The sequence below is a fragment of the Streptomyces sp. NPDC104309 genome (genome assembly GCF_055584025.1).
On sequence record NZ_JBVJMV010000002.1, the window covers coordinates 192092 to 214172 of the forward strand.

The 22081-nt window shown below is 67.7% G+C and carries 19 protein-coding genes, 1 tRNA gene and 3 pseudogenes; 11 read left to right on the forward strand and 12 right to left on the reverse strand.

All coding sequences use genetic code 11. The annotated features are described in order from the left end of the window. Positions 1 to 19: 19 nt before the first annotated feature. From ACZ68L_RS02635 to ACZ68L_RS02650, 4 genes are all read right to left on the reverse strand, one after another. On the reverse strand, positions 20 to 1171 hold the full coding sequence (locus tag ACZ68L_RS02635) for an MAB_1171c family putative transporter (protein ID WP_469573598.1): 1152 nt from the start codon (positions 1169 to 1171) through the stop codon (positions 20 to 22). A gap of 2 nt (positions 1172 to 1173) precedes the next feature. Further along, positions 1174 to 1767 carry a hypothetical protein gene (locus ACZ68L_RS02640; RefSeq protein ID WP_469573600.1) on the reverse strand — a complete coding sequence of 198 codons (594 nt, stop codon included), beginning with the start codon at positions 1765 to 1767 and terminating at the stop codon, positions 1174 to 1176. A 1228-nt stretch (positions 1768 to 2995) separates the two neighbouring features. Continuing rightward, positions 2996 to 3068 (reverse strand) — tRNA-Arg (locus ACZ68L_RS02645). Between the two features lie 1024 nt (positions 3069 to 4092). Then, positions 4093 to 5307: a globin domain-containing protein gene (locus ACZ68L_RS02650; RefSeq protein WP_469573601.1), complete on the reverse strand. Its 1215-nt coding sequence runs from the start codon at positions 5305 to 5307 to the stop codon at positions 4093 to 4095. 329 nt (positions 5308 to 5636) lie between these two features. On the opposite strand from ACZ68L_RS02650, the gene ACZ68L_RS02655 reads away from it, so the two are divergent. Then, entirely contained in the window at positions 5637 to 5909 is a 273-nt protein-coding gene (locus ACZ68L_RS02655) for a DUF6225 family protein (protein WP_469573602.1), read from the forward strand. 37 nt (positions 5910 to 5946) lie between these two features. On the opposite strand, the pseudogene ACZ68L_RS02660 reads toward ACZ68L_RS02655, so the two are convergent. Together ACZ68L_RS02660 and ACZ68L_RS02665 are read right to left on the reverse strand one after the other, a co-directional pair. Beyond that, positions 5947 to 6561 (reverse strand): annotated as a pseudogene (locus ACZ68L_RS02660) (TetR/AcrR family transcriptional regulator). Between the two features lie 39 nt (positions 6562 to 6600). Beyond that, positions 6601 to 6977 (reverse strand): annotated as a pseudogene (locus ACZ68L_RS02665) (Tn3 family transposase); the annotation flags it as partial. 348 nt (positions 6978 to 7325) lie between these two features. On the opposite strand from ACZ68L_RS02665, the gene ACZ68L_RS02670 reads away from it, so the two are divergent. Genes ACZ68L_RS02670 through ACZ68L_RS02680 form a run of 3 tightly spaced genes read left to right on the forward strand, consistent with a single transcriptional unit; the run spans position 7326 to position 9382 of the window. Further along, positions 7326 to 7709 (forward strand): DNA-binding protein, encoded by a 384-nt coding sequence (locus tag ACZ68L_RS02670; RefSeq protein ID WP_469573604.1) that lies wholly within the window; start codon positions 7326 to 7328, stop codon positions 7707 to 7709. A 3-nt stretch (positions 7710 to 7712) separates the two neighbouring features. Then, entirely contained in the window at positions 7713 to 8786 is a 1074-nt protein-coding gene (locus ACZ68L_RS02675; protein WP_469573606.1) for a PEP/pyruvate-binding domain-containing protein, read from the forward strand. Continuing rightward, positions 8783 to 9382, forward strand: a complete 600-nt coding sequence (locus tag ACZ68L_RS02680) for a transcriptional regulator (RefSeq protein ID WP_469573608.1) — start codon at positions 8783 to 8785, stop codon at positions 9380 to 9382. Before ACZ68L_RS02675 ends, ACZ68L_RS02680 begins: the two co-directional genes overlap by 4 nt. A 97-nt stretch (positions 9383 to 9479) precedes the next feature. On the opposite strand, the pseudogene ACZ68L_RS02685 reads toward ACZ68L_RS02680, so the two are convergent. After that, positions 9480 to 9782: pseudogene (locus ACZ68L_RS02685) on the reverse strand (IS5/IS1182 family transposase); the annotation flags it as partial. 224 nt (positions 9783 to 10006) lie between these two features. Beyond that, a complete protein-coding gene (locus tag ACZ68L_RS02690; RefSeq protein ID WP_469573609.1) occupies positions 10007 to 10243 on the reverse strand; it encodes a hypothetical protein in 237 nt (78 codons plus the stop codon). 541 nt (positions 10244 to 10784) lie between these two features. Between ACZ68L_RS02690 and ACZ68L_RS02695 the strand changes: the two genes are divergently transcribed. From ACZ68L_RS02695 to ACZ68L_RS02710, 4 genes are all read left to right on the forward strand, one after another. Continuing rightward, positions 10785 to 11396 (forward strand): DedA family protein, encoded by a 612-nt coding sequence (locus ACZ68L_RS02695; RefSeq protein WP_469573610.1) that lies wholly within the window; start codon positions 10785 to 10787, stop codon positions 11394 to 11396. 247 nt (positions 11397 to 11643) lie between these two features. Beyond that, positions 11644 to 12012, forward strand: a complete 369-nt coding sequence (locus ACZ68L_RS02700) for a BlaI/MecI/CopY family transcriptional regulator (RefSeq protein WP_469573611.1) — start codon at positions 11644 to 11646, stop codon at positions 12010 to 12012. Continuing rightward, the gene (locus ACZ68L_RS02705; protein ID WP_469573612.1) at positions 12009 to 12920 is read left to right on the forward strand and encodes a M56 family metallopeptidase; all 912 of its coding nucleotides are present in this window, start codon (positions 12009 to 12011) and stop codon (positions 12918 to 12920) included. The genes ACZ68L_RS02700 and ACZ68L_RS02705 overlap by 4 nt, the downstream gene beginning before the upstream one ends. Positions 12921 to 13321: 401 nt before the next feature. Beyond that, a complete protein-coding gene (locus ACZ68L_RS02710; protein WP_469573613.1) occupies positions 13322 to 13978 on the forward strand; it encodes a class I SAM-dependent methyltransferase in 657 nt (218 codons plus the stop codon). Between the two features lie 86 nt (positions 13979 to 14064). Here the strand turns inward: ACZ68L_RS02710 and ACZ68L_RS02715 are convergent, their stop codons facing one another. Beyond that, positions 14065 to 15678, reverse strand: coding sequence for a multicopper oxidase family protein (locus ACZ68L_RS02715; RefSeq protein WP_469573615.1), 1614 nt, complete (start codon positions 15676 to 15678; stop codon positions 14065 to 14067). A gap of 951 nt (positions 15679 to 16629) precedes the next feature. On the opposite strand from ACZ68L_RS02715, the gene ACZ68L_RS02720 reads away from it, so the two are divergent. The 3 genes from ACZ68L_RS02720 (at position 16630) to ACZ68L_RS02730 (ending at position 19407) form a co-directional block, all read left to right on the forward strand. Then, entirely contained in the window at positions 16630 to 17481 is an 852-nt protein-coding gene (locus ACZ68L_RS02720) for a hypothetical protein (protein ID WP_469573617.1), read from the forward strand. Between the two features lie 39 nt (positions 17482 to 17520). Next, positions 17521 to 18051, forward strand: coding sequence for a carboxymuconolactone decarboxylase family protein (locus tag ACZ68L_RS02725; RefSeq protein WP_469573618.1), 531 nt, complete (start codon positions 17521 to 17523; stop codon positions 18049 to 18051). 81 nt (positions 18052 to 18132) lie between these two features. Continuing rightward, a complete protein-coding gene (locus ACZ68L_RS02730; RefSeq protein WP_469573620.1) occupies positions 18133 to 19407 on the forward strand; it encodes an MFS transporter in 1275 nt (424 codons plus the stop codon). A gap of 215 nt (positions 19408 to 19622) precedes the next feature. Here the strand turns inward: ACZ68L_RS02730 and ACZ68L_RS02735 are convergent, their stop codons facing one another. The 3 genes from ACZ68L_RS02735 to ACZ68L_RS02745 all read right to left on the reverse strand — a co-directional run bounded on the left by ACZ68L_RS02735 (position 19623) and on the right by ACZ68L_RS02745 (position 22005). Beyond that, positions 19623 to 20660: a C40 family peptidase gene (locus ACZ68L_RS02735; RefSeq protein ID WP_469573621.1), complete on the reverse strand. Its 1038-nt coding sequence runs from the start codon at positions 20658 to 20660 to the stop codon at positions 19623 to 19625. Positions 20661 to 20906: 246 nt separating this feature from the next. Then, positions 20907 to 21500: a hypothetical protein gene (locus ACZ68L_RS02740; RefSeq protein WP_469573623.1), complete on the reverse strand. Its 594-nt coding sequence runs from the start codon at positions 21498 to 21500 to the stop codon at positions 20907 to 20909. Positions 21501 to 21549: 49 nt separating this feature from the next. Beyond that, positions 21550 to 22005: a hypothetical protein gene (locus ACZ68L_RS02745; protein ID WP_469573624.1), complete on the reverse strand. Its 456-nt coding sequence runs from the start codon at positions 22003 to 22005 to the stop codon at positions 21550 to 21552. Positions 22006 to 22081: the final 76 nt, after the last annotated feature.

The following is a 22081-nucleotide window of genomic DNA, read 5'->3' on the forward strand; positions in this document are numbered from 1 at the left end:
TCTCTTCCACTGAGGGGGGTCAGGTGGTGGAACGTAGGGCCTCTGACAGCGACAGGAGCTCCTGCACATCGGCATTCCGGTACTGCTGCTGAGGTATGGTCGGCGACACTCCCGGAGCCGCCCCCGCCGCCCATGCCGGCCCAACCGCTCCCGCGGTCTCGCGGTCACATGCGTGTGCGGCGTCTCGCAGGCGCCGAGCCACGCGTTCTGGCGTCGTGGCGTCAGAGGTCACGCTGCTGTGATCGAGTGCGGCGAGATAGGGGCTGATCTGGACCAGGCCATCGCGGCATTCGATGATGCGCCGGTGGTAGCGGCGATGCACACGGCGCGCACGCCACCTGTCCAGCCGGGAAGCCGACTTGCTGGTGTGAAGCACCGTGTTGGGAAAGGCCTCGGACAACAGCAGCCACAACGGGTGTAGTCGTCGGTGGAGTTGGCGGTGCTGGCGCCATAGATGCATTGCGGTGATGCGATTCCGGACAGCGGGGTAAGTGACACCGATCACGAACAGGGGCACCGTCATGACCAACATCACGGACGCGGCTGCCGTCAGCCCGTCAGGAACCGAGCTGCCCTGACTGCGGATCACCACGAACACCGCGCGAATGAGACAGGCCGCAGCCATGCCGGCCAGTCCCACCGCGGCCAGCCAGAGGCCGGTGGACAGCGGGCGCTGGGAGATGCGGGCGTAGCGCTGTGTCCAGCAGAAGGAAGCGGTGAGGGCGTACATCAGATAGAGACCCGCTACGAGATAGAACGCGGCGACGTGGGGGACAGTCATGTCCGCTGTGGAGAAGCTACCGACCAGCACGGTGCGTGGAGCAGTGATCGTTACGGTTGTGATCACTGCGGCGATCAGGAGCAGCCCTACGGCCTCCCGTTGAGCCCGTCGACGTCCTGCGCGACCGTCTGCTGCCGAGTACAGGTAGAAGCACATGAGGAAATAACACGTCGCCATCAAGAGCACGTTCTGCGTCAGCTTGGCTGCGCCGTGTCCGGCGACGGCATCGAGGCCTGTGGCACCGCCGGGCATGGCTAGTGGGTAGGAGCAGCCTGCACAGACCAGACAGAGCGTGATCGCGCGGAGCGACCGGTTTCCGGGGTCCTTGAACAGAAGGAAGAGCTTCCACACCACGGCGCATGCAAGCGCGGCCAAAAAGAGAACAGCCATCGTCAAAGCCACCCCCGTTTGTCGCCCAACACGTCCTGAATTCGTTGTGTCGACGGATCACCGGAGCTGGAAGGCATGACGTGGTCGAGTACGGAAGCCCACTCCAGGATGATCGTCGCGATGAGCTCCGCCTCGTGTTCCTGCTCGGTGCCGTACGAGCAGCGCTGCAACACGCGACGTATCGCGTCGATCCCAAGGCCGGGCAACAAGGCATCCCATTGCACGTCGACGCCTGCGCCGCGGTGGTCAGCCAGGATGTGGCCGACCTCGTGCAGGATGATGTGGTCCTGATGGAGCGGCGTCGTGTCCCTCTGGAAGATGATCAGATCCGCTTTGGCGGTTTCGAACCACAGGCCGATCGGGCCGGACGGTGGCAGCGGATACGACCGCAACTCGATGTGCCGACCCCTGCTCTGCGAGAGGGCCTGGCACAGCTCCTTCACATTGAGCGGAGGGCGCACATTGAGCGTCCGCAGGAGCTGGCTGATGCGTCGCTCCAGCTGCCACTCGGATTCACGGCTGCCCCCCGAAGGCTGTTTGTGGGATCTTCTGAGTCTGGTGCGCGCCGAGTTGGAAATGATGGTTCGCCACGACATGAATGGTTCGGTCCCCCCGCTCACGACCATCGATGCTGCTCGCAGTTTCGACAGTCGCCGTGTCGCCCGCCGGGGCTCCGTGCTCCGACAGGGTGGCGGAGGGGGAGCCAGGCGAGTAGGACGAACCCCGCAATGCGGTCCGTCCGATTTACATTGGTCTGGTGTCAGTGGTTCTGTAGTACGGAACGCGTTACAGCACTGCCCATCCGATGCCCCCGGTTGGTTCGATTGGCGGGATCCCCTTGTTTATTGCCTGCGAGGCCACCGTTTGGCCGAACGGGGCCGCTTTACTTCCGCCGTTGACCATGTTTGCACAAGTGGGCCTGGAACGGGCGAGGAGCCATCAGAAGAGATGGCTGAAACGCCGGCCCCCAACGGCGACGGCCCAGTTCGGACTACCTGGACCGGTGCGGAGCTCCGGGAGGGCGCACAGCTGCATTGGTGGCCCGTACGCATGCGGGGCACTGGGACAGGGTGGGGCGAGCGTCGCGACGGCTGATCCGGGCATGACACTCCTCACTCCTTTGCGAGACGGAACGTTTGGCTGGTTCTTCTCGCTACTCGTCGTACCCGCGTCGGTCGCAGGATGTGGGTGTGGATTCGCGAGTGAAGGCGCCGCTGCCGGACATCGAGGCGATCCGCAGGCGGCTCAGAACGGCCTGGACCTGACGAGCCGTCTCACCTTCGGCGAGTGACCGGACATGTGGCCGACGGGCAAGAAGGGGCGGCAGAGCGTCATCAGTCGCGCCGAGGGCAACATCCGCGTGCTACCTCAAACCGCGGATCGGGTACTACCGGCTCGACCGGCTTGAGGTTACTCACTTGTAGGAGACGTTCGAGGTCATCGCCGCGGCCGACGTGGAGATCGCCGAGGGCAACGCCGCGCGACGAAAAGCTGTGCGGATACGTACACACGAGGCTGTTCCCAGAGACCGACCTCGCCATCGCCGAGGCCGCTGCCCGGCTGGTGCCGCGCGCCAGCGCCGCCCGGGAGAACGCCGAGCTCGAAGCCGAGCCGGGGCCTACGAGTGTTGAAGAGTCCGGCACTGAGCCTGTGCCTGATGGTGCTGTGGAATCCGGAGAAATCTCGGGGCCTGGCAACCCGTCTGCTCACGCACCGCTCACGCACCGCTCACGCACCGCTCACGCAAACGACCCCGGACGAGGAGTCCGAGGCCGAGTACGGCTCCCTGGGGGAGAAACCCCAGGTCAGCCGCGTAATGCGCTGTGCCCCCGGCAGGATTCGAACCTGCGACACCCGCTTTAGGAGAGCGGTGCTCTATCCCCTGAGCTACGAAGGCGGGGGCTTGTAGGAAACCTTGGGGAAAACCCAGCGAGTGGATCTTCGACGAGGCGTACAAGCCCGCTGGTCAGGCGGGGTGCGGCGCTTTCTGCGATCTTGCTTGGGCAGACAGCGGGACACACCAGTGACCGACCAGGGACAGCCTAGCGGATCCGCGCCGCTGGGGGGTCTCCGTATCGGGCTGAGGGCTGTCCCGCAATCCGTGGTGGATCAGCGCGCGGCGTCGGATGCGGTGCATCGCAAGGCGGAGGGACGTCCGCATACTGGAGGTATGCGGATGTTCCGACGACGCGGCGAGGTGCCGTAGCTGGCGTCGTGCGCCCGCCAGGGATTACGGGGCAGCCCTTAGCTGCGTGAAAGCGGGCGTCGCACTGATACCAGAGGGCGGACGAGGCGCAGAATCTGTTCGCGGTGCTGGTGGTCAGCCGGCTGAGCAGTGCGCTCAGGCGTGCGATGACAGGGGTCGGTTGCAGACGTCAGCCGACCCCGATCTGCTGCTGAGGCATGCGCTCGCACAGGAGCCCGACGGGTGTGGTGCCGACGCCCAATTCACGCGCGAATGACCCCGGCGCTGTGGTGGAACTACCCTGCATGGCTGATCAACTCTGTACTTGAAGCGCTCCTCGTGGCCACCTATGCGCGTATCGGTGCGTCCGGAGCCTTTGAGCTCGCACCCGCCCGAGCACCCCTGCACCGGGCACCTGGTGCAGGGAGGAGAGGAGGCGGTGGTCATAACTCCATCGCATGCGCCGGTCTCGACTGTTCTACCGACGTCCAGCTCGGTGTACATGCCGTCCGCGTAGTGGCCCGGGAAGTCGCTTACCAGCTCGTAGCGGCCGGGCTGCGGCGTCACCGTGGTCCAAGCCGTCGCACCTGGGGCGATGCCGTCCCCGGCCCCCGTGCCGCAGCTGTGCGACGCCTCACCCAGGCTGCCCGTCTCATCGACGCGTCCATCGGACCCGGTGGGCCGACCGGTCCCCTCCGGCCGGACAATCGTGACCATCGCGGTCCGGGAATCCGGGTCAGTCCAGGTCGGCCTGCCACAGGTCGGGGCCGAACACCTCGTACTGGATGTCGCAGGGTGCGACGCCCTGCTCAATCAGTCGGCTCCGTACGGCCTGCATGAACGGCAGCGGGCCGCACAGGTAGTACAGCGCGTCCTCAGGCAGGTCGACCGCTGTGGGGTCCATCTGCCCCTGGAAGGCCCCATTCACCGGCTCGTGGCTTCGGGTGTCCTGTTCGTACCAGACGTAGAGCTGCGCGTTCTGCAGGGCCAGGACGTCGCTGACCACCTGGCGGCGCAGGGCGAAGGACGCCTCGTCGAGATCGGCGTGCAGAAGGATGACCTGCAGGCCCGACTGAGCCGCGACGAGGTGGGACAGCATCCCGGCCATGGGGGCGATCCCGATGCCTGCGCTGGCGAACACGACCGGCCGCCCGGAGTCGTCGAGCACGACGTCGCCGTAGGGCACCGACAGCGTGAGTGTGTCGCCCAGGCCCACCGAGTCGTGCAGAAGCGTGGACATCTCGCCGTCGGGCTCGCCGCCGCCGTCGCCGCCGACCCGCTTGACCGAGAACTGGCGGTGCTCGCCGTCGTCGGCCCGCGTCAGGCTGTACTGGCGCGGCTGGAGCACCCCGTCGGACATCCGCATCCGCACCGTGACGTACTGGCCGGGCAGCGAGCTCTTCACCAGGCGGTCGTCGGTCCGCTTGACCACGAAGGTGAGGACATCGGCGGTCTCACGGACCTTCCGTACCACCTGCCAGTTCCGCCACACCGTCTCCGGCCTGACGCCGCGCGCGCTGTAGAGGCCGCGTTCCTGGTTGATCAGGGCGTTGGCCATCAGCCAGTAGACCTCGTCCCAGGCCGCGGCGACCTCCGGGGTGACCGCGTCGCCCAGGACGTCGACGATCGCCCACATCAGGTTGTCGTGGACAACCTGATATTGGTCGGGACGGATGCCGAGGGACGCGTGCTTGTGCGCGATCCGGGAGAGCAAGTGCTCGGGTACCCGCTCCGGGGTCTCCACCAGGGTCGTCGCAAACCCCGCCACCGAACCGGCCAGCGCCTGCTGCTGGTCCCCGTGGACCTGATTGCCGCGGTTGAACACACCGTCCAGAAGCTCCGGATGTTCGCTGAACATGTGCTGGTAGAAACGCTGGGCGATCTCACCGATGTGCTCGGCGACGACCGGGAGCGTGGCAGTGACGACTGGCCGGGACTTGTCCGAGAGCACGAAGCATCCTCCAGACGTGGAGCGCGAGATGGATGACGCCATCCAGCCTTGTTCATACTTTCCTGTCGCGCTCGTCGGTACATCGACACGGCCTAAAGGCCCGCCCCTGGCGGGAGCCCCGGCGGTCAGCCGGCGAACGCTGCGGCGAACATGGCGGACAAAGGACTCTCCCGGGCTCCAGAACACGGACGGACGGTGCGGACGGATCAGCGGTCCGGTCCGGGGCACAGCCGCTCCCCCGCGCGACGACACGCCTTTTACCGAGAAGACTGCCCGGGGCGCAGCCGTGTCTTCACCGGCAACACGTCCCGGTCCGGCACTCTGTGCCCATGACCGACGTCTTCGAGCACACCCCGCAGGTCTGGAACGCCGCGCAACTGCGCGACGCACTCAAAGACCTGCCCGATGAAGCACCCATCCACATCGGCGTGGCAGACGACCCCGGCGACTTCGACGGATACCGGGGCTTCGTCCTCGTGGACGCGCATCAGGTGGAGAACTGGTGGCCGGCCACCTCCACGGCGCCGGAGCGTACCGAGACAGCGGAGGCGCTGACGCTGTTCGCCGACTGGGAGCCGGGCGTATACGACCGTCTGGACTGAACCGGCGAGATCGCCCAGTGCGAGGTCTGGCGGTGGCTCATGGGACGGGTGGCGGACGGTGAGCGCGCGGCGGTGGCTGCGCCGGTTCGGCGCATGGGCGCGCTTCAGGACACCAGTGCGCCAGGTGCAGTCCTGCGATGAGGATTTCGGCCAGTCGACGTGCGTCGTAGCCGGGATCGATGTCCGCGCCGATGCAGAGGTTGCCGACTCCGCGCATGAGTTCGTAGGCACTGATGTCGGAGCGGATCTCTCCAGCAGCTGCTGCGGCTTCGAGCAGCTGGGCGCAGACGGGCACGAGGCGGTCGAGGAACTAGGCGTGCAGCGTGTCGAAGGCGGCGTTGTCGGGCTGGAGCACCGCGGCGAGTCCGTGCTTGGTGACCAGGAAGTCGACGAAGAGGCTGATTCACCGTCCCAGTACCGCATGAGGAGTTGGGCTGGTCGCCAGGAGCGTTGGACCGGCCTCGGCGCAGGCGTCGACCTGGTGTCGGTAGACGGCGATGATGAGGTCCGCTCGCGTCGGGAAGTGGCGGTAGATCGTGCCCAGCCCGACGCCGGCCTTGGTCGCGATGTCGCGTACGGGCGCTTCCACTCCTGACGTGACGAAGGCCGCGGCAGCCGCGTCGAGCCCGCCCCCACGTCCTGATCCCGGCACGGATCCGCCATGCGGAACGCCCCCGCTGAGCGGCTCCCACTCTTCGGCGATGGCGTCCTTGTCACGTAGGGGCCGCATGCCGCCGGAAGGGTCCGGAAGGTGGAAGGAGTACCGGCCGAACATGTTGATGTGGTGCCGTACGAACGGCGAGAGGCGAGCCACGTCCTCGTCGCGGACGTCGAAGCCGTCCGCCCGCAGTTGGTTCACCGCAGCGTCCGTGTACCGCGTGTTGAACAGCACGAGGGCGTTGAGGACCAGGCCCAGGGCGCCGATCTGGTCTTCCATGCCGTCCTGGTAGCGCTGGTAGAGCTGCCCGGAGCGGCCGTGGAAGATTTTCCGGGCGAGGGAGCGGCGGCCCTTCTGGAGGCGGCCCGGCTCTTGATCTGGCGGCGGTAGCCGGGCTCGTCGGCCGGGCGGGACAACCTCATGTTGTCGCGTGGACAACATCCAACCCGTTCGGCACGGCCTCATGCGGGTGGATCGTTGTTTCGTGCTCGTGTGCCAAAGCGCACTGCACGACGCAAACGATCTCGGAGGAGGAGTCGTTGTGAGCGTCACGGCACCACATCAACATGCTCGGCCGTTACTCGTTCCGGCTCCCCGACCTGCCCGGTCGGCTGTGCCCGCTGCGCGACAAGGACGCAGCCGAAAACGAATGATGCGGGTCCGTGGGCGTCCTCCTCCACGGGTACTCCGGGCAGCCGCCAACTCCAGAGCATCAACATCATGTTGACAACATGATGTTGATGCTCTGGAGTGGTCGCATGGCCAGCACCGACCAGGACAACGCCGCCGATCTCGATCGGGCCCGTGAGGTCCTGAACACCGCCGGCGCGGCGGACCTGGAGCGCAGGCCGTGGCAGCACCCGGGTCAGCCGGCCTCGGACGCCGAGCTCGTACGCTTCGCCGCCTGGGCCGTGCGTGAACCCGACGCCGGTTCTCAGGTGCCGGCCGCAGGACTGCGCCTGCTGGCGTCGGCACGCGCGGAGCTCGACCAGATCGAGGCCGGACTACTGTTCACTGCCAGGGGAGCGGGAATGACGTGGCCGCAGATCGCGGGCGCGCTCGGCCTGGACTCGGCACAGGCAGCCCAGCAGCGCCTGAACCGACTGCTGGCCCGCGTCAGCGGCCCGACTGAGAAGGTCTGACCCGTGTTCGTTTCGCTGTCCGACGCCTCCGCGCGCTGTGGGACCAAAGCCGCCAACCTCGGACTTCTGCTGCGCGCAGGCTTCGCGGTGCCCGACGGTTTCGTGATCGACGACCCATGCGTCCACGGCTGGGAGCACGAGCTGGCGCCGGCCCTGCGGGCACTGGGGCGCGGGCCGTTCGCCGTGCGGTCCTCCGCGCTGGGTGAGGACGGGCCTGCGGCGTCGTTCGCGGGCCAGTTGCACACCACTTTGAACGCGGCCACCCCAACCCAGGTGGCTGAGGCGGTGCGGCGTACTTCGGCCTCGGCCGGCAGCAGCCGGGCCGCCGCTTACGCCGCTCGGACCGGTCACCGAGCGTCGGTTTCGCCGCGGGTGATCGTGCAGGTCATGGTCGCTTCCGAGGTCGCCGGGGTGGTGTTCACCCGGCATCCGGTCACCGGGGCCGACCAGGTGGTGATCGAGGCGACCGCAGGGCTTGGTGACAGGCTCGTGGACGGCACCGTCACACCGGAGCGCTGGACCCTCGACGCCGAGGCGACGGCCGGTCCGCACAGTGCCGGGGTCCTGACGCCGCGGCAGGCACGCGGTCTTGCCGAGATCGCTCGGCGGATCGAGGACCTGTTCGGCTGCCCGCAGGACATCGAGTGGGCCGTCGCCGGCGGCAGGGTGTGGGTGCTGCAGGCCCGCCCGATCACCACCGCCCCCCGCGCTGCGCCACGAACGGCAGCGCCTGCCGGGCAGGCGCTGGTGGCCGGGACCGCGGCCAGTCCCGGCATCGCCGTCGGCCCGGTGCGGGTGATCACCGGTCCGGACGACTTCGACCGCTTCACCGCCGGCGGCGTGCTGGTCTGCCGCACCACTTCACCGGCCTGGACGCCGCTGCTGGCCCGCGCGGCCGCGGTGGTCACCGAGACCGGAGGCATGCTCGCGCACGCCGCGATCGTGGCCCGGGAGTTCGCCATCCCCGCTGTTCTGGCCGCCGAGGGCGCCATGACGGTACTCGCCCATGGGCAGCCCGTGATCGTGGACGGCACCAGCGGTACCGTCACCGCCGTAGACGAAGGGACAGCCCGATGAGCCGGACCACCCCGAACGACCTTCTGGTCCTGCAGGCCACCCGCACCCTCGGCCACGCCACCGCCGCGCGCCTGGCCGAACGGGCCGGACTCTCCCAGGCCGAGACAATCGAGCACCTGTTGGACGCGCAGGCCTGCGGATGGGCAACCCACTCCTGCTTCGCCGGTGAGGGCGGCTGGTCCCTGACCGAGGCCGGCACACAGCACGGAGAGCGGCTCCTGGCGGCCGAACTCGACACTGCGTGCGCCCGTACCGCATTGGAGGAGGTCTACCAGGACTTCCTGCCGGCAAACGACGTGGTGGCCGCGGCCTGCACAGCTTGGCAGCTCGCTGAGATGGGCATCGGAGGGCAGCCGGTCACCCTCACCGCCACGATCATCGCGCTCACGCAGCCGGCCCGCACGCTGGCCCAGCTCGAGACCCGCCTGACCACCCACCTGGCCCGGTTTGCGGGATACCACCATCGCTTCACCACCGCGTTGCACCGAGCAAGCACCGAGCCGACATGGATCACGGGCACCGACCGGGACTCGTGCCACCGGGTCTGGTTCGAACTGCACGAGGACCTGATCGCAACACTGCGGCTGACCCGTTGATCACCAGCGCAACCGAGAATGATGCTGAGGCGCTGCCTATTCACGAAGAAGGATCAAGAAACGGCTCAGCGGCTGCTGTCGCCGGGTCGCTCGGTCCGAGGCCGATCATGCGGTCGTACGCCTCCAGTGGGAGGGCGCGGACCCTCTCGGATATCCCCAGTTCAGCCCACTGTTTGACGCGACGTCCGATGGTGCGGTCGGAGCATCCGGGGGTGGAGATGCGCTCGTAGCCTGAGCCGTGGACCAGCGCGAGCACGACGTGCTCGAAGGCCGTCCGGTCGGCGATCCGGCGCCGGTGGCAGCCCAGCGGGTGGTCAGCAGCGAACTCTCCCCGGGTGGGCAGAAGCGCAGCGAACTGGTCCCAGAGGGGTTTGAGCAGGCAAGACGGCAGTGCTGGCACGGCCGTCCTGCGTGATCACTGAGCGCAGAGAACTCCGTGATCACGTGGACCCGTGCCCGCACTGCACCCACCCCGCCCGATCACTCGACAGCTGCTGCCTCTTGCCGGTCGGCCTTGGACGGCGCTTGTTCGGCGCTGGTCCTGCCCGTCCGGTGCGGCCGTCCCGTCGCTCTGGACTTCGAAGCCGATGTCGACGGCCACCCGGTGCTGGTTGTTGTACGGGATCAGGTGGGGGCGGTCCGGTCGGGGACGGGCCGGCGCGGGTCCCGGGACCATACGGAGATCCCGGAGTCGTTCTGAACCGCTCCGGTGCGGAACCGGAGCGGCAGAACGAAGTCGCTGAAGGGCTGGCGCGCGTAGTACGGCAGGGCGAGTGCGGTCGGATGGGACGGCGAGAACAGGGGCACGGTGGCTCCGGAATCAGAGGAGTCGATGGTGCTGCGTGCGCTGTTGTCGCGCAACGCGGACCTCGTCCGGTGGGCAGCCGGGAATGGCACGGCCGCAGACGTCGGGAACTTCCACGCGCGTGTAGAAGTTCTACACGACGTAGGACTTCCGCGAAGCCTGCGACGGCTGGCTTCGAGTGAACAAACGGTGATCTGCACAGGCGCGCACCGAGCAGAAGGCAGACGATGCAGCCGATCCACAGCAGCACCGGATTGAGGCAGCCGGTGCGCAAATCGGTCGGCACGGTACGATCCGGGCCGTGTGCGTCGTGACCAGCCCTAAGAGTGATCGCCGCAGCGAAGACAACGATGGAGTTGCGGAGCCAGTGGCGCACCTGGGGCGTGGCGCGTCCTCACGCGGGGACAGTGGGAGCCTGAAGCGGCCGCCGCGCCAGGTGTGACATCAACCGACGCAAGGGCGGGCTTGATGGCGCACCAGTGAACACTGAGCGCCCCCCAGGCCCATGTACTACACATCGCAGAGTCCCGATCGGGTTCAGTTCTCGCCAGGATGCAGATCGTTACCGCGCGGACGCGGTAGAGAGAGGAACGGGGCATGCAGGCGATTACCGATTGGCTCGCCGGGCTGTCCGGACCCGTCGTATATGCCGTCGTCGCGGCCCTGGTCTTCTGTGAGGATGCGCTGTTCATCGGCTTTGTCCTGCCGGGGGAGACGGCTGTTGTTCTGGGCGGGGTGCTGGCCAGTCAAGGTCAGGTTTCGGTGTACTGGCTGGCCCTCACCGCCGTGGCGGCCGCGATCGTCGGAGACTCTGTCGGCTACGAGGTCGGCCGACACTTCGGGCCCGCGATTCTTCGCGTCCGTCCGCTGCGGCGGCACCAGGACGGCATCTCCGGCGCCCAGGATCTGATCCGCCGCCGCGGACCGGCGGCTGTGTTCCTCGGCCGGTTCATCGCTTTCTTCCGGGCGATGATGCCCGCACTGGCCGGCGTATCCCGTATGCACTACCGAACGTTTTTGCTGTTCAACGCGCTGGGCGGCCTCGTGTGGGGCGTCGGGTTCACCCTGCTCGGATACTTCGCCGGAACGGCCTACGCGCAGGTTGAGCATGCCGTCGGCCGGGCCCTGGCGATCATTGTGGCCGCCGTCGTCATCGCCGCCCTGGCGGTCTGGCATCTACGTCGCCGCCGCGCCCACCGCAGCAGGTGATGCTTCCAGCCGCGCGGAGGACATCACACCGGCCCCTGACGTCCGGTAGCTGCCGACGGCTTTGGACTCACATTCTCCGTTGCCGACCTCGGAGGTGGCGATCCGGGTCCCGCTTCCCGTCGGATCGCGGCGGCCGTGCACCGCCGGAGCCGATGACAGGCCCGGGCAAATCCCCTGGTTCCTCTGTCTGTCGTCTTGCCCATCTACTATGGAACTGCGTACTGAGCGACGGAAGGAAGGCAGAGCGATGCGGCGGCTGGGGGACCTTGAGGCGGAGATCATGGATCGCCTCTGGACGTGGGATCGTCCTGCGACTGTGCGCGAGGTCGTCGACGACATCAACGAGACCCGCCCCCTCGCCTACACCACCGTGATGACCGTCACCAACATCCTGTACTCCAAGGGCTGGCTGCTGCGCGACAAGGAGCGCCGTGCCTGGCTGTACACACCGGTCCGCAGCCGCGAGGCGTACGCTGCCGCGCTGATGGAGGACGGTCTGGGGGCCAGCAAGGACCGCTCGGCGGCGCTGGTGCATTTCGTCGAGGGCATGTCGAAGGACGAGGTAGCCGCCCTCCGCAGGGCGCTTCGCACCGTGGGGCGACAGGCCAAGCCGTGATTTCGGCGCCTGCTCTGATCGGCTATACGGCAGCCGTCGGATTCCTCGCCCCGAGAGTGTTGCTGCGCAGCAGTTGGCCGTACTGCGCTCCCGCCCTGGCGGCAGCGTTGTGGCAAGCCCTGGCGGTCTCGTTCTCGGTTGCGGCCGCGCTCACTGCCTACGCCTTGGCCACGCCGACCGAGCATCTGCACGCCGGCCTGTTGGCTCTGCTGCTTTCCTGCGGACTGGAGGCGAGTGCGGGTCGGCCCGACCCCGGCATGGCAGACCGGCTCGCCATCGCTCTACAGGCTGCCCTCGCGCTCGCCTTGGTCGCGAGTTTCTCCTGGCACGTCGTACGCGCGTGCAGAGCCCGAGCGCGGCATCGGGAAGCCGTGGACCTGGTGGGACGCCACTCGGCCCGGCTGTCTGCCACAGTCCTGCCGTATGACGTTCCCGCCGCGTACTGCTTGCCCGGCCGCCGCTCACGGATCGTGATCAGCGACGCGGCGGTACACCAATTGACGCCCGAACAGCTCGATGCCGTACTGAAGCACGAACAGGCGCACATCGCGGGCCATCACCACCTCGCCCTGGCCGCTGCTGAGGCGTTCCACTCCGTGTTCCGTCGGCTGCCGCTGGCTCGCCATGTCCGGGACCAGACAGCGCTCTTGCTGGAGATGGTCGCGGACGATCGCGCACTGCGCAGCCACTCCCACGAGGTGCTCGTCACCGCGATGTACGAGATGGCCGCGGCCCGGACCCCGGATGGAGCGTTCTCGGCGGGCGGCCATTCCGTACTGATCCGGGCGAAGCGGGTCCTGGGGCCGCGCACAGCGCCGCACCCGGCGCTGTGGGGGTCCGTCGCCGTCATGGTCGTGGTGGTTCCTCTGCTCCCGCTGCTGGTGGCCTGTCCGCCCGGTCTCGGCTGACCACAGTCGCGCCGAGGAGTCCAGATGGGGAACGTGCCGTCGGCCGATGCCACCCAACGGTGCGTGGCCGACCCACTTTCGTACGGGGCTCCGGCGCCGCCAAAGACCGCTTGTTGCTGCAAAGCAGGCAGCCACACGGCCACGGGGCTGCTCGACGCGCGGATCACTCAGCTCGACGCGGGCCTGCCATCACGACCTGCGCTTCCTGCCCGATGGCGGGTGCCGTCTCCCTCGCCGCAATCGCCGCGTACGCCTGGTTACTTGCAGGCTCAGTGGTGCTGATCGGTGCCACACCACTGAGCTGCGTGCCTGGCTGAACCAGTCATCCACTGCACAAGCTTGCTGCCTACGACGTGGGGGTAGTGGCTTGGGGCTGTCGCCTACCGAGGGAAGTTGCCGTCATGCCTGCTGCTACCGCCGGACATTCACGAGTGCGGCACCCGCTGTTCGCGCGGATCTATCCGAAGATCAACGCCTACGCGGAAGCCCATGGCGCTGTGGAGCACCGCAGAGAACTGCTCGCCGGCGCCAAGGGCTGCGTCGTCGAGGTCGGCGCCGGCACGGGAGCCAACTTCCCGCACTACCCAGCGCAAGTGGACAAGGTCATCGCGGTGGAACCTGAGCCGCGACTGAGGGCATTGGCCACGCGGGCGGCGGCCCGGTCCACCCTCGTGGAGGTCCGCGAGGGCCGGGCGGAGAACCTGCCGGTGGCGGATGGATCCGTCGACGGGGTCGTCGCCTCGCTCGTCCTGTGCAGCATCGCCGATGTCGAGCGGGCGCTGGCCGAGGTCGCTCGCGTGCTGCGGCCCGGCGGTCGGCTGTACTTCTACGAGCACATCCGCTCGGCCGATCCCCGGTTCGCGAGGAAGCAACGCAGGATCAACATCATTTGGCCGCTGCTCGGCGGAGGCTGCAACCTCGACCGGGACAGCGAGCGGGCCATCACGGACGCCGGGTTCACGATGGAACAAGCGCGGCACTTCGACTTTGTCGTCAACGGTCGCACAACGCCCAGCTCGCCGTGCGTCATCGGCGTCGCTCGAAAGCCGGAAGGCTGAGGAATCGCCGTGCCTCACGCCCCGGCCATCCCGTCCGAACGTGCCCATTCCAGGAAATGAGCCCGTCCGGACGGTGCGGGCACGAGTCAGCCCCGGTAGGCCACGTTCGCCATCATTCCGGCCTCACCGTGGTAGGCGTTGTGGCAGTGCAGCATCCACTGGCCCGGGTTGTCGGCATCGAAGAAGACGGAGAGCTTCTTCTTGGGCAGCACGATCGCGGTGTCCTTGCGTGGCCCGGAGACGCCGAGCTGGTACGTGTGGCCGTGCAGGTGCATCGGGTGCCACATGTCGGTGCCGTTGACGAAGTCGAGCCGTACCCGCTGTCCCTTCTCGACAAGGATCGGGTTCCCTTCAGGGTCGGCCATGTCGAACGGATGGCCATTGATGGTCCAGTTGTACTTCTCCATGCCGCCGCTCAGCCTGATCCGGTGTGTGACGTCGGCCTTCGCGGTCTTGAGCCGCACGTCGTCGGCAGCTCGAAGCTGTGACGACGTCACGAACACGCCGTCGAGTTCCTTCGGGCGGACGGTCGCCGACGGCTTCCTTCCCGAGCCAGTACGCACCAGAGCCAGGCCGTTCATGTTTTTGCCCTCGGCCAGGGCCACGAGCGGGAACACTCCATCGCCGAGGGTGACAAGGACGTCGTAGCGCTCGCCCATGCCGATCAGCAGGGTGTCCACCTCTCGATGCTGGACCGGGAAGCCGTCGGTGTGGGTGATGGTCAGCTTGTGCTCGCCGAGGGCGACTCGATAGGCGGTGTCCGAGCCCGCGTTGATGATCCGGAGCCGCACCTTGTTGCCGGGCTTGCCGGTGTAGACGTCAGGATCGTTCGCCACCCGCCCGTTGATGAGGTGGTGCGGGTACTTCACGTCGCCGGCGTCGCCACCGAGCAGCTCGCTGGTGGCGCCCATGAGCATGAACTTCATCGACATGCCGCCGGACGAGGCGGAGCCCGAAGGAGAAGGGGACGTGGAATCGCCCATGTCCATCCCGCCCATATCTCCCATGTGGCCGCCGTCCGGGCTACTGGAAGTCGAGCTGTGGCCCATGTCCATGCCGCCCATGCCCTGCTTGATTTCGGCGAAGGCCTCGTCGGGGGTCCCGGTTATGCCGTCGAGCCAGTCGTCGAGGACAATGACCCATTCGTCGTCGTACGCGAGAGTCTCCTTGGGATCGTCGACGATCAGCGGAGCGTACAGGCCGCGGTCGAGCTGGACGCCCACGTGCGGGTGGAAGAAATACGTGCCGGGGACGTCCGCGACGAAGCGGTAGGCAAAGGTGGACCCGGCACGGACAGCGGTCTGCGTGGCGGGCGGCACGCCGTCCATGTCGTTGCGCAGCGCGATGCCGTGCCAGTGGATCGACGTGGTCGTCTTGTTCGGAAGCTGGTTCGACAGCTCGGCAATCAGCGTGTCGCCAACGGAGAGCCGGACCTCCTTGCCCGGGGTGCGACCGTCGAAGGCCCAGGTTCTGGGCATGACGCCACCACCCAGGTCGATCTTGGCGGGCGCCGCGGTCAGGGTGAGCTTCTGCTGTCGTCCGGAGCCGGCGCGCTTCTTCTCTGCGTCGGCGACGACCGAGCCGGACGGACTGATCAGGCCGACACTGCTGCCGGAGCCATTGCTGCAGGCGGCGAGCGCGCCGACCCCGGCGGCTCCCAGCCCTGCGAGCAGGACTGAGCGGCGGTTGATGCTGTTCATTTCGTTGTGTCCTCTATGTCGAAACTGCTCATGCGGTCGCGAAGGGACGGCGCAGCACGTGCCGTCCGGTCGGCCTATACGCGCAGTCGAGAGAGGACGGACAAGTCGGGTGGGGCTCGGCCGACCGTGCCGACGGCGTAGCGTCCGCCGGCGGACCGGTGCGAGTCGGCGAGGGAGGCGAACCCGCTCTGCCCAGGCACTGTGAGGTGTACGGAGTCGACGCTCGCCGTGGTGCAGTGCTGCATTCCAGGGGTCGCGCACCCACCAGCGTCGGCGCTGTGAGTGGAAGAGCCCGACAGGGACTGTGCGGCCTCAGCCGATGTGGCATGAACCGCCGATGTGGCATGAACCGCATGGACGGAATTCTGTCCCGACGAGACTCCGGTCGTGGACGTCTCATGGTGGACGAGCACGGCCAGCGCGACGCACAAGGTGAGGAGCAGTCCGTACGCTCCGCGGACGGCTGTACCGCCGCAGCGAGCTGTTCGGATCGTCATGGTCTCCCACCCGTGATCACGTTCGCCTGGGTTCGACCACCTTACCCCCCGGGGGTTCCTGCCGGACTGTGAGCCTGCGCGCCGCCGTGGTTCCGCCTCGTGAGCCATCACTCAGCCACGCCCGTCAGGTCTCCGCTCGACGGTCCGATCCTGAGGAGCGGTTCCATGTGCGCCTGGCCCGCCCGCGGATGGGCAGCGGTGGCCGTAGTCGAGGGTGCCGGATTCCCTGCCGCGCGTCGGCGGACGCACTGACCCGTTCGTGCCGCCCGGCCGCGGCGGCCACCGCCGGGGCGGCCGTGCCGACACGCCGATGCCACGGGGTCGACAGGTGTCGGTGAGCCCCCTCGCGAGATTTCGACCATCGAGGCTCCGGAATACCCCCCGGGGGTATATGGTTATGGGCGTCGTCCTGAACGGATGACGCCAGAAGGCGCGTTACACCTAGGGAGATGCCATGAGAAATCACTCCGGCCACGACCAGACCAACCACGGTGTCCACGGCGGCCACGGCGGAGCCCAGCCCGGTGGGCTGTCGGTCTCCCGGAACGGGTACACCCTCGAACTCGACTCGACGATCCTCACCCCCGGAGTGCAGCCGATCAGCTTCCGGGTGACCGGCCCCGACGGGCAGGCGGTGACCGAGTTCATACCCGAGCACGAGAAGGAACTGCACTTCATAGCCGTCCGGCGCGACACGGCCGGGTTCCAGCACGTGCACCCGGTGATGGACGAGAAGGGCACCTGGAGCGTCGAACTGGCCCTGGAACCGGGGGACTGGAGGTTCTTCGCCGACGTCCACCCGGCCGGCCACGACGGGACCATGACGCTGGGGATCGACGTCGCGGTCGCCGGGCCGTACGACCCGAGGCCGCTCCCCGAGGTCACCGGGATCGCACAGACAGGCGCGTACACCGTCGCGCTCGACGGCGAACTCCTGCCCGGCGAGGCGAGCGAACTGACCCTCACCGTCAGCCGGAACGACCGCCCCGTCACCGACCTGCAGCCCTACCTGGCCGCGTACGGGCATCTGGTGGCACTGCGGGTCGGCGACCTGGGCTACCTCCACGTCCACCCGGAGGGCGAACCCGGTGACGGCACCACCGCACCGGGACCCGAGATCGCCTTCATGGCGGTCGCGCCTTCGGCCGGCACCTACCGCCTGTACCTGGACTTCCAGCACAACGACGTCGTCCGGACAGCCGAGTTCACGGTGCGGACCACCGCGACCGCCCCTCGCCCGGACGCGGCATCCCAGGCCGCACCCGAGCACAGGAGCCACCACCACGGCGGCCACGCACACCACTGACCGCATGAACGCCGCCATCCCCACATCGGAAGGAGCGTCATGCCCCGCCTGACCCGACTCACGCCCGACACGGCGGTCGGCACCTCGCGCGACCTCCTCGCCGAACTGGTCTCCCGTCATGGCCAGATCGGTGACATGGTCTCCACGATGGCGCACTCGCCGGCCGTACTGGGCGGCTACCTCCAGCTCAGCCGGGCCATGGGGCGAGCCGAACTCGACCGCAGGGCCAGCGAACGGATCGCGATCGCCGTCCAGGTCCTGCAGGGGTGCAGGCTGTGTCTCGACGCGCATGTCAGTGCCGCCCGCGCCATGGGAGTGGACGAGGAAGAGATCGAGCGAGCCCACGCGGGTACCTCGGCCGATCCCGCGATCGCGGCGATCCTCACCCTCGCCCTCCACATCTGTCGCGAGCCGACGTCGATCACCGACGAGCAGGTCATCGCGTTGCGTGAGCACGGCTGCAGCGACCGCGCGACAGCCGACGTCGTCGGCGTCGTCGCACTCAACATCCTCACTGGCGCCTTCAACCTGCTCGCCGGCCTCACACCGGGGAGCGACACCGGTGCGTAGAGACATCCCCGCCTGTACTCGCGGGACACGGCCGCCACCCCGGGGTCGTGCCCCGCCGCATGGATACGGAAGGAAGCCGCCATGCGTCTGTTCGCCATCCGCGACTACCGCCACCTGTTCAGTGCCCAGGTCATCGCCCTGTTCGGTACCGGGCTGACCACAGTGGCCCTCGGGCTGCTCGCCTACGACCTCGCCGGCCCGCGCGCCGGCATGGTCCTCGGCACCGCCCTGACCATCAAGATGGTCATGTACGTGGTCATAGCCCCTCTGGCTGCCGCGTACGTCGACCGGTTCCCCAGAAGAACTCTCCTGTTCCTCCTCGACGTGGTCCGCGGTGCGGTGGTCCTGGCACTGCCGCTGATCACCGAGGTCTGGCACATCTACGTCCTGATCGGCCTGCTCCAGGCCGCGTCCGCGGCGTTCACCCCGACGTTCCAGGCCGTCATCCCCGACATCGTCACCGACGAGTCCGACTACACGCGTGCCCTGTCCGCCTCCCAGGTCGCCTCCACCATGGAGAGCCTGCTCAGCCCCGTGCTGGCAGCCGTCGCCCTGGCGTTCATGAGCTTCAACCGGCTGTTCCTGGGCACCTCCGCCGGATTCCTCATGTCCGCCCTGCTCGTCCTGTCGACGCGTATCCCCGACGCCCGTCCCAGTGCCCACACCCAGGCATGGGACAAGGCGACAGCGGGGATCAGGACCTTCCTCATGACACCGCGGCTGCGCGGCGTCATGGCGCTCAATCTCGTGGTCGCCACGGCAGGATCGATCGTCGTCGTCAACACCGTCAACTACGTCCGTGACGAGCTCGGCGGCTCGCAGTCGGACGTCGCCCGGATGCTCGCCGCCTCCGGCACCGGAACCCTCCTCGCCGCCCTCGTACTGCCCCGCGTTCTTGACCGGATCACCGCCCGCACCGTCATGATGACCGGCGCCGGAGTCCTTGTCGGCGGCACGACCGCCGCGGTGACGCTCAACGCGGCCGGCCTCACCACATGGACCGGTACGGCGATCATCTGGGCCGTGATCGGCATCGGCATGGCACTGATCATCACACCGACCGGCAAGGTCCTGCGCGCCTCCGCCGGACGGAACGCGATCCCCGAGGCATTCGCGGCCCAGTTCTCCCTGTCGCACCTGGCCTGGCTGATCACCTACCCCATCGCGGGATGGCTCGGTACGAACGGAGGCTTCACTCTCACCTGGTCCGTCCTCGCGGTCCTCGCCGGGGCGGGCACCATCGGCGCCCTCCTCCTGTGGCCGCGCCATGACGGACGAGGAGCCGTGACCGGCCCGGCGACGCCCGTCCGGCACGCACCCCGGATGGACCGGTCCACCCTGTCCAAGGCCGCGTGAAGTGCCGCGTACAGCGCTCTGATCGTCTGCGTCGTGCACAGCACGCGCTGCCGGCCGGACACACCGAGAAGGCCGTGGCCGCCGTGCCGCTCCGCGCGGGCGGCGGCCACGGCCTTCTCGTGCGAGACCGAACACGGGGTCGAAGTCCGCCTGCACACATCCGGGTGCTGCACGGTGTGCAGCTGAACTGTCGCCTCGCTCTCGTGTGCTGGTGGTCAGATACGCACGCCCCACATGAACGGCATTCCACTCCGCGCGATCGACTCGTAGCGCACCTGGGCGCCCGGCTTCGGAGCGTGCAAGATCTGTCCGTTGCCGGCGTAGAACCCAACGTGGCTGAGGTCCGTCCGCATGATGATGAGGTCGCCCGGCTTGAGTGCACTCAGTGAATTGATGCGCGTACCGACGTTGGCCTGAGCCTGCGAGGTGCGGGGGATGGACACCCCTGCCTGACTGAACGCCCAGGAGGTCAGACCGCTGCAGTCGAACGAGCTGGGTCCGGAAGCGCCCCACACGTAGGGAAGGCCGACTCGGCCCTTAGCCGCGCCGAACGCCGCTGCTGAACGCTGTGACGCACTGGCCTCATTGCCGAGTTGCACCCGCTCACTGGACCGATTCGCCCGCGCCTCCTTCTCCGCGATCCTGGCCCGTTCCTCCGCCGTCAGAGTGTTGAGGAGCTTCTGGGCCTGCGCCAGCTTGCCCTGGATCTCCTTCTTCCTTTCACCCAGCTCCTTGCGGACACCCTGCAGGTCCTGGAGCTTCTCCGTAGCTTCGCGCTGCTGCTGCCGGAGACCGCGCTGCTGCGACTCGTACTGCTGGAGCGCGGCGACCTGCTGCGCACTCAGGCGATCCATCGCGGACGCCTCGTCGAGGAACCCGTCGGGGTCCGAAGAAAGCAGCAACTGAACGGAGGGATCAAGCCCCCCGCTGCGATACTGAGCCGCGGCTATGGAACCGATCTGGTTCCGGAGGCCGTTCAGGCCACTCTGCTTACGAGCAGCAGTTTCCTGAAGGTCCTTGACCTCCCTCTCCAACGTGCCGGCTGTCTCCTTGGCCCCGTTGTACTTCTCGGTGGCCTGCGTGGCTTCCTCATAGAGACGGTCGACTTGGGCCTGCACGCCCTTCTTGCTCGGATCCGGAAGCGGGTCGGCCGATGCGGACTGTGCCGACAACGCAACGGCCGCCGCGGCTGTCGCGGTGAGCACGGTCGCGTAGGTGTGGCTGGGCTGCTTAGGACGACGATGGGACGCCACTGAGGCGAACTCCTTCTTCCTCGGCCGCCCGCCAGGACCACTCCGGTATCCCAGCTCCGCCCGCACGGCACGGATGCGGCGGTTCCTTCGCCGCCGCCCCGAACGGGCGACCGACAGTTCGAAGGACCGGGATGAGACTAAACTCCTTAGTGGATAAGTTTCAACCGAGGTTTCACGGAAGGGCGTTGTCACGCGGCATTGCGACTGCGCAGGACTCGATGGGAGCTCAACAGCGTTTTCGTTCTCTCAGTGCGACGCAGTCCCTCCGTTGCTGGGCGGCGACGGCCCCGCGTCGGCTTCGACCCGTTCACCGGACCTGCCCTGCTGCTCGGACGCAGCCGTCACACACGATGGACAGCGGCCTCTGTCCCTGCTCAACGGCGAGGTGGATCTCTGTCGTCCACCCGCCTCGGGAGCGTCCGAGACCGTGATCGGCCGGCTCGACGGCAGAGCCGCTGGGCGGCTCCTTTTGCAGATCCCCTTTTTCGACGCCCCGGCGGCGTGCTGGTGGGCCCGGCAGACGGTGGAGTCGACGTCCACCTCCCAGGTGATCAGGCCCTTCGCGTCCGCCTGGGCTTGAAACCGGGTGACGATCCTGGCCGAGGTGCCATTGCGTTGCCAGCGCCGGAACAGGCCGTAGACCCGGCGCATGTCGTGCGGGAACCCGAGGCCAATCGTGCTGGCCTCGTCGAGGCGGGCCAGTTGGGAGGCGGTGAAGTCGACGTCATCGACCGCACCCGCACTCAGGTCGATCAGCGTCTGAAGCAGGAGATCAGCTACTGGTACGCCCAGGCCGGCAAGTTGGAGCAGGACCTGGCCGAGGGTAAACGGATCCGACACCGGCCGGAGCGCGCGCGGTCGTGGGCTGAGGAACTTGAGATCCGCTGCGTCAGCTTGAGAGGGGCGCGTCGCTCGACCAGAACGTCGACTTCACGTTCGGCGCCGGCATCTCCTGCTTCGAGTAGTCCGGGCCGTTCGGCTTGCTGGTCGGCGGAGCAACCTCGGACTTCTCCGCACACGGGGTGGTGACGCTCACGTGGGCCTGGCCAGTGGTCCCGATCAGGGCTTCGAGCTGGAAGCCGTCCTGGGTCTCGAAGTTGGCCGCCAGCCCGTTCGGACTCGTGGCGACGAGCTTGTAGCCCTTGCCTTTCCAGTGGCGTTCCAGCACGCCGAGGAAGCCGCCACGCCGTTCAGGAGAGATGATCGTCATGACGGAACGCTCGCGGTCCACATAGCAGTCACCCGGCATGGAGTACCTATGTGTCCACTGAACGGGAGGCTTGATGGACGCAAACGTCTCGTCCAGAATCGTGTCCGCCCTGTCGGCCGCCTCTTGCATGTTCATCTTCGATTGGCTTTCCTTGGTTGAGGACGCGGTACCTTGCGCGCCGCATCCGGGAAGAAGTAGAGCCAGTACTGCG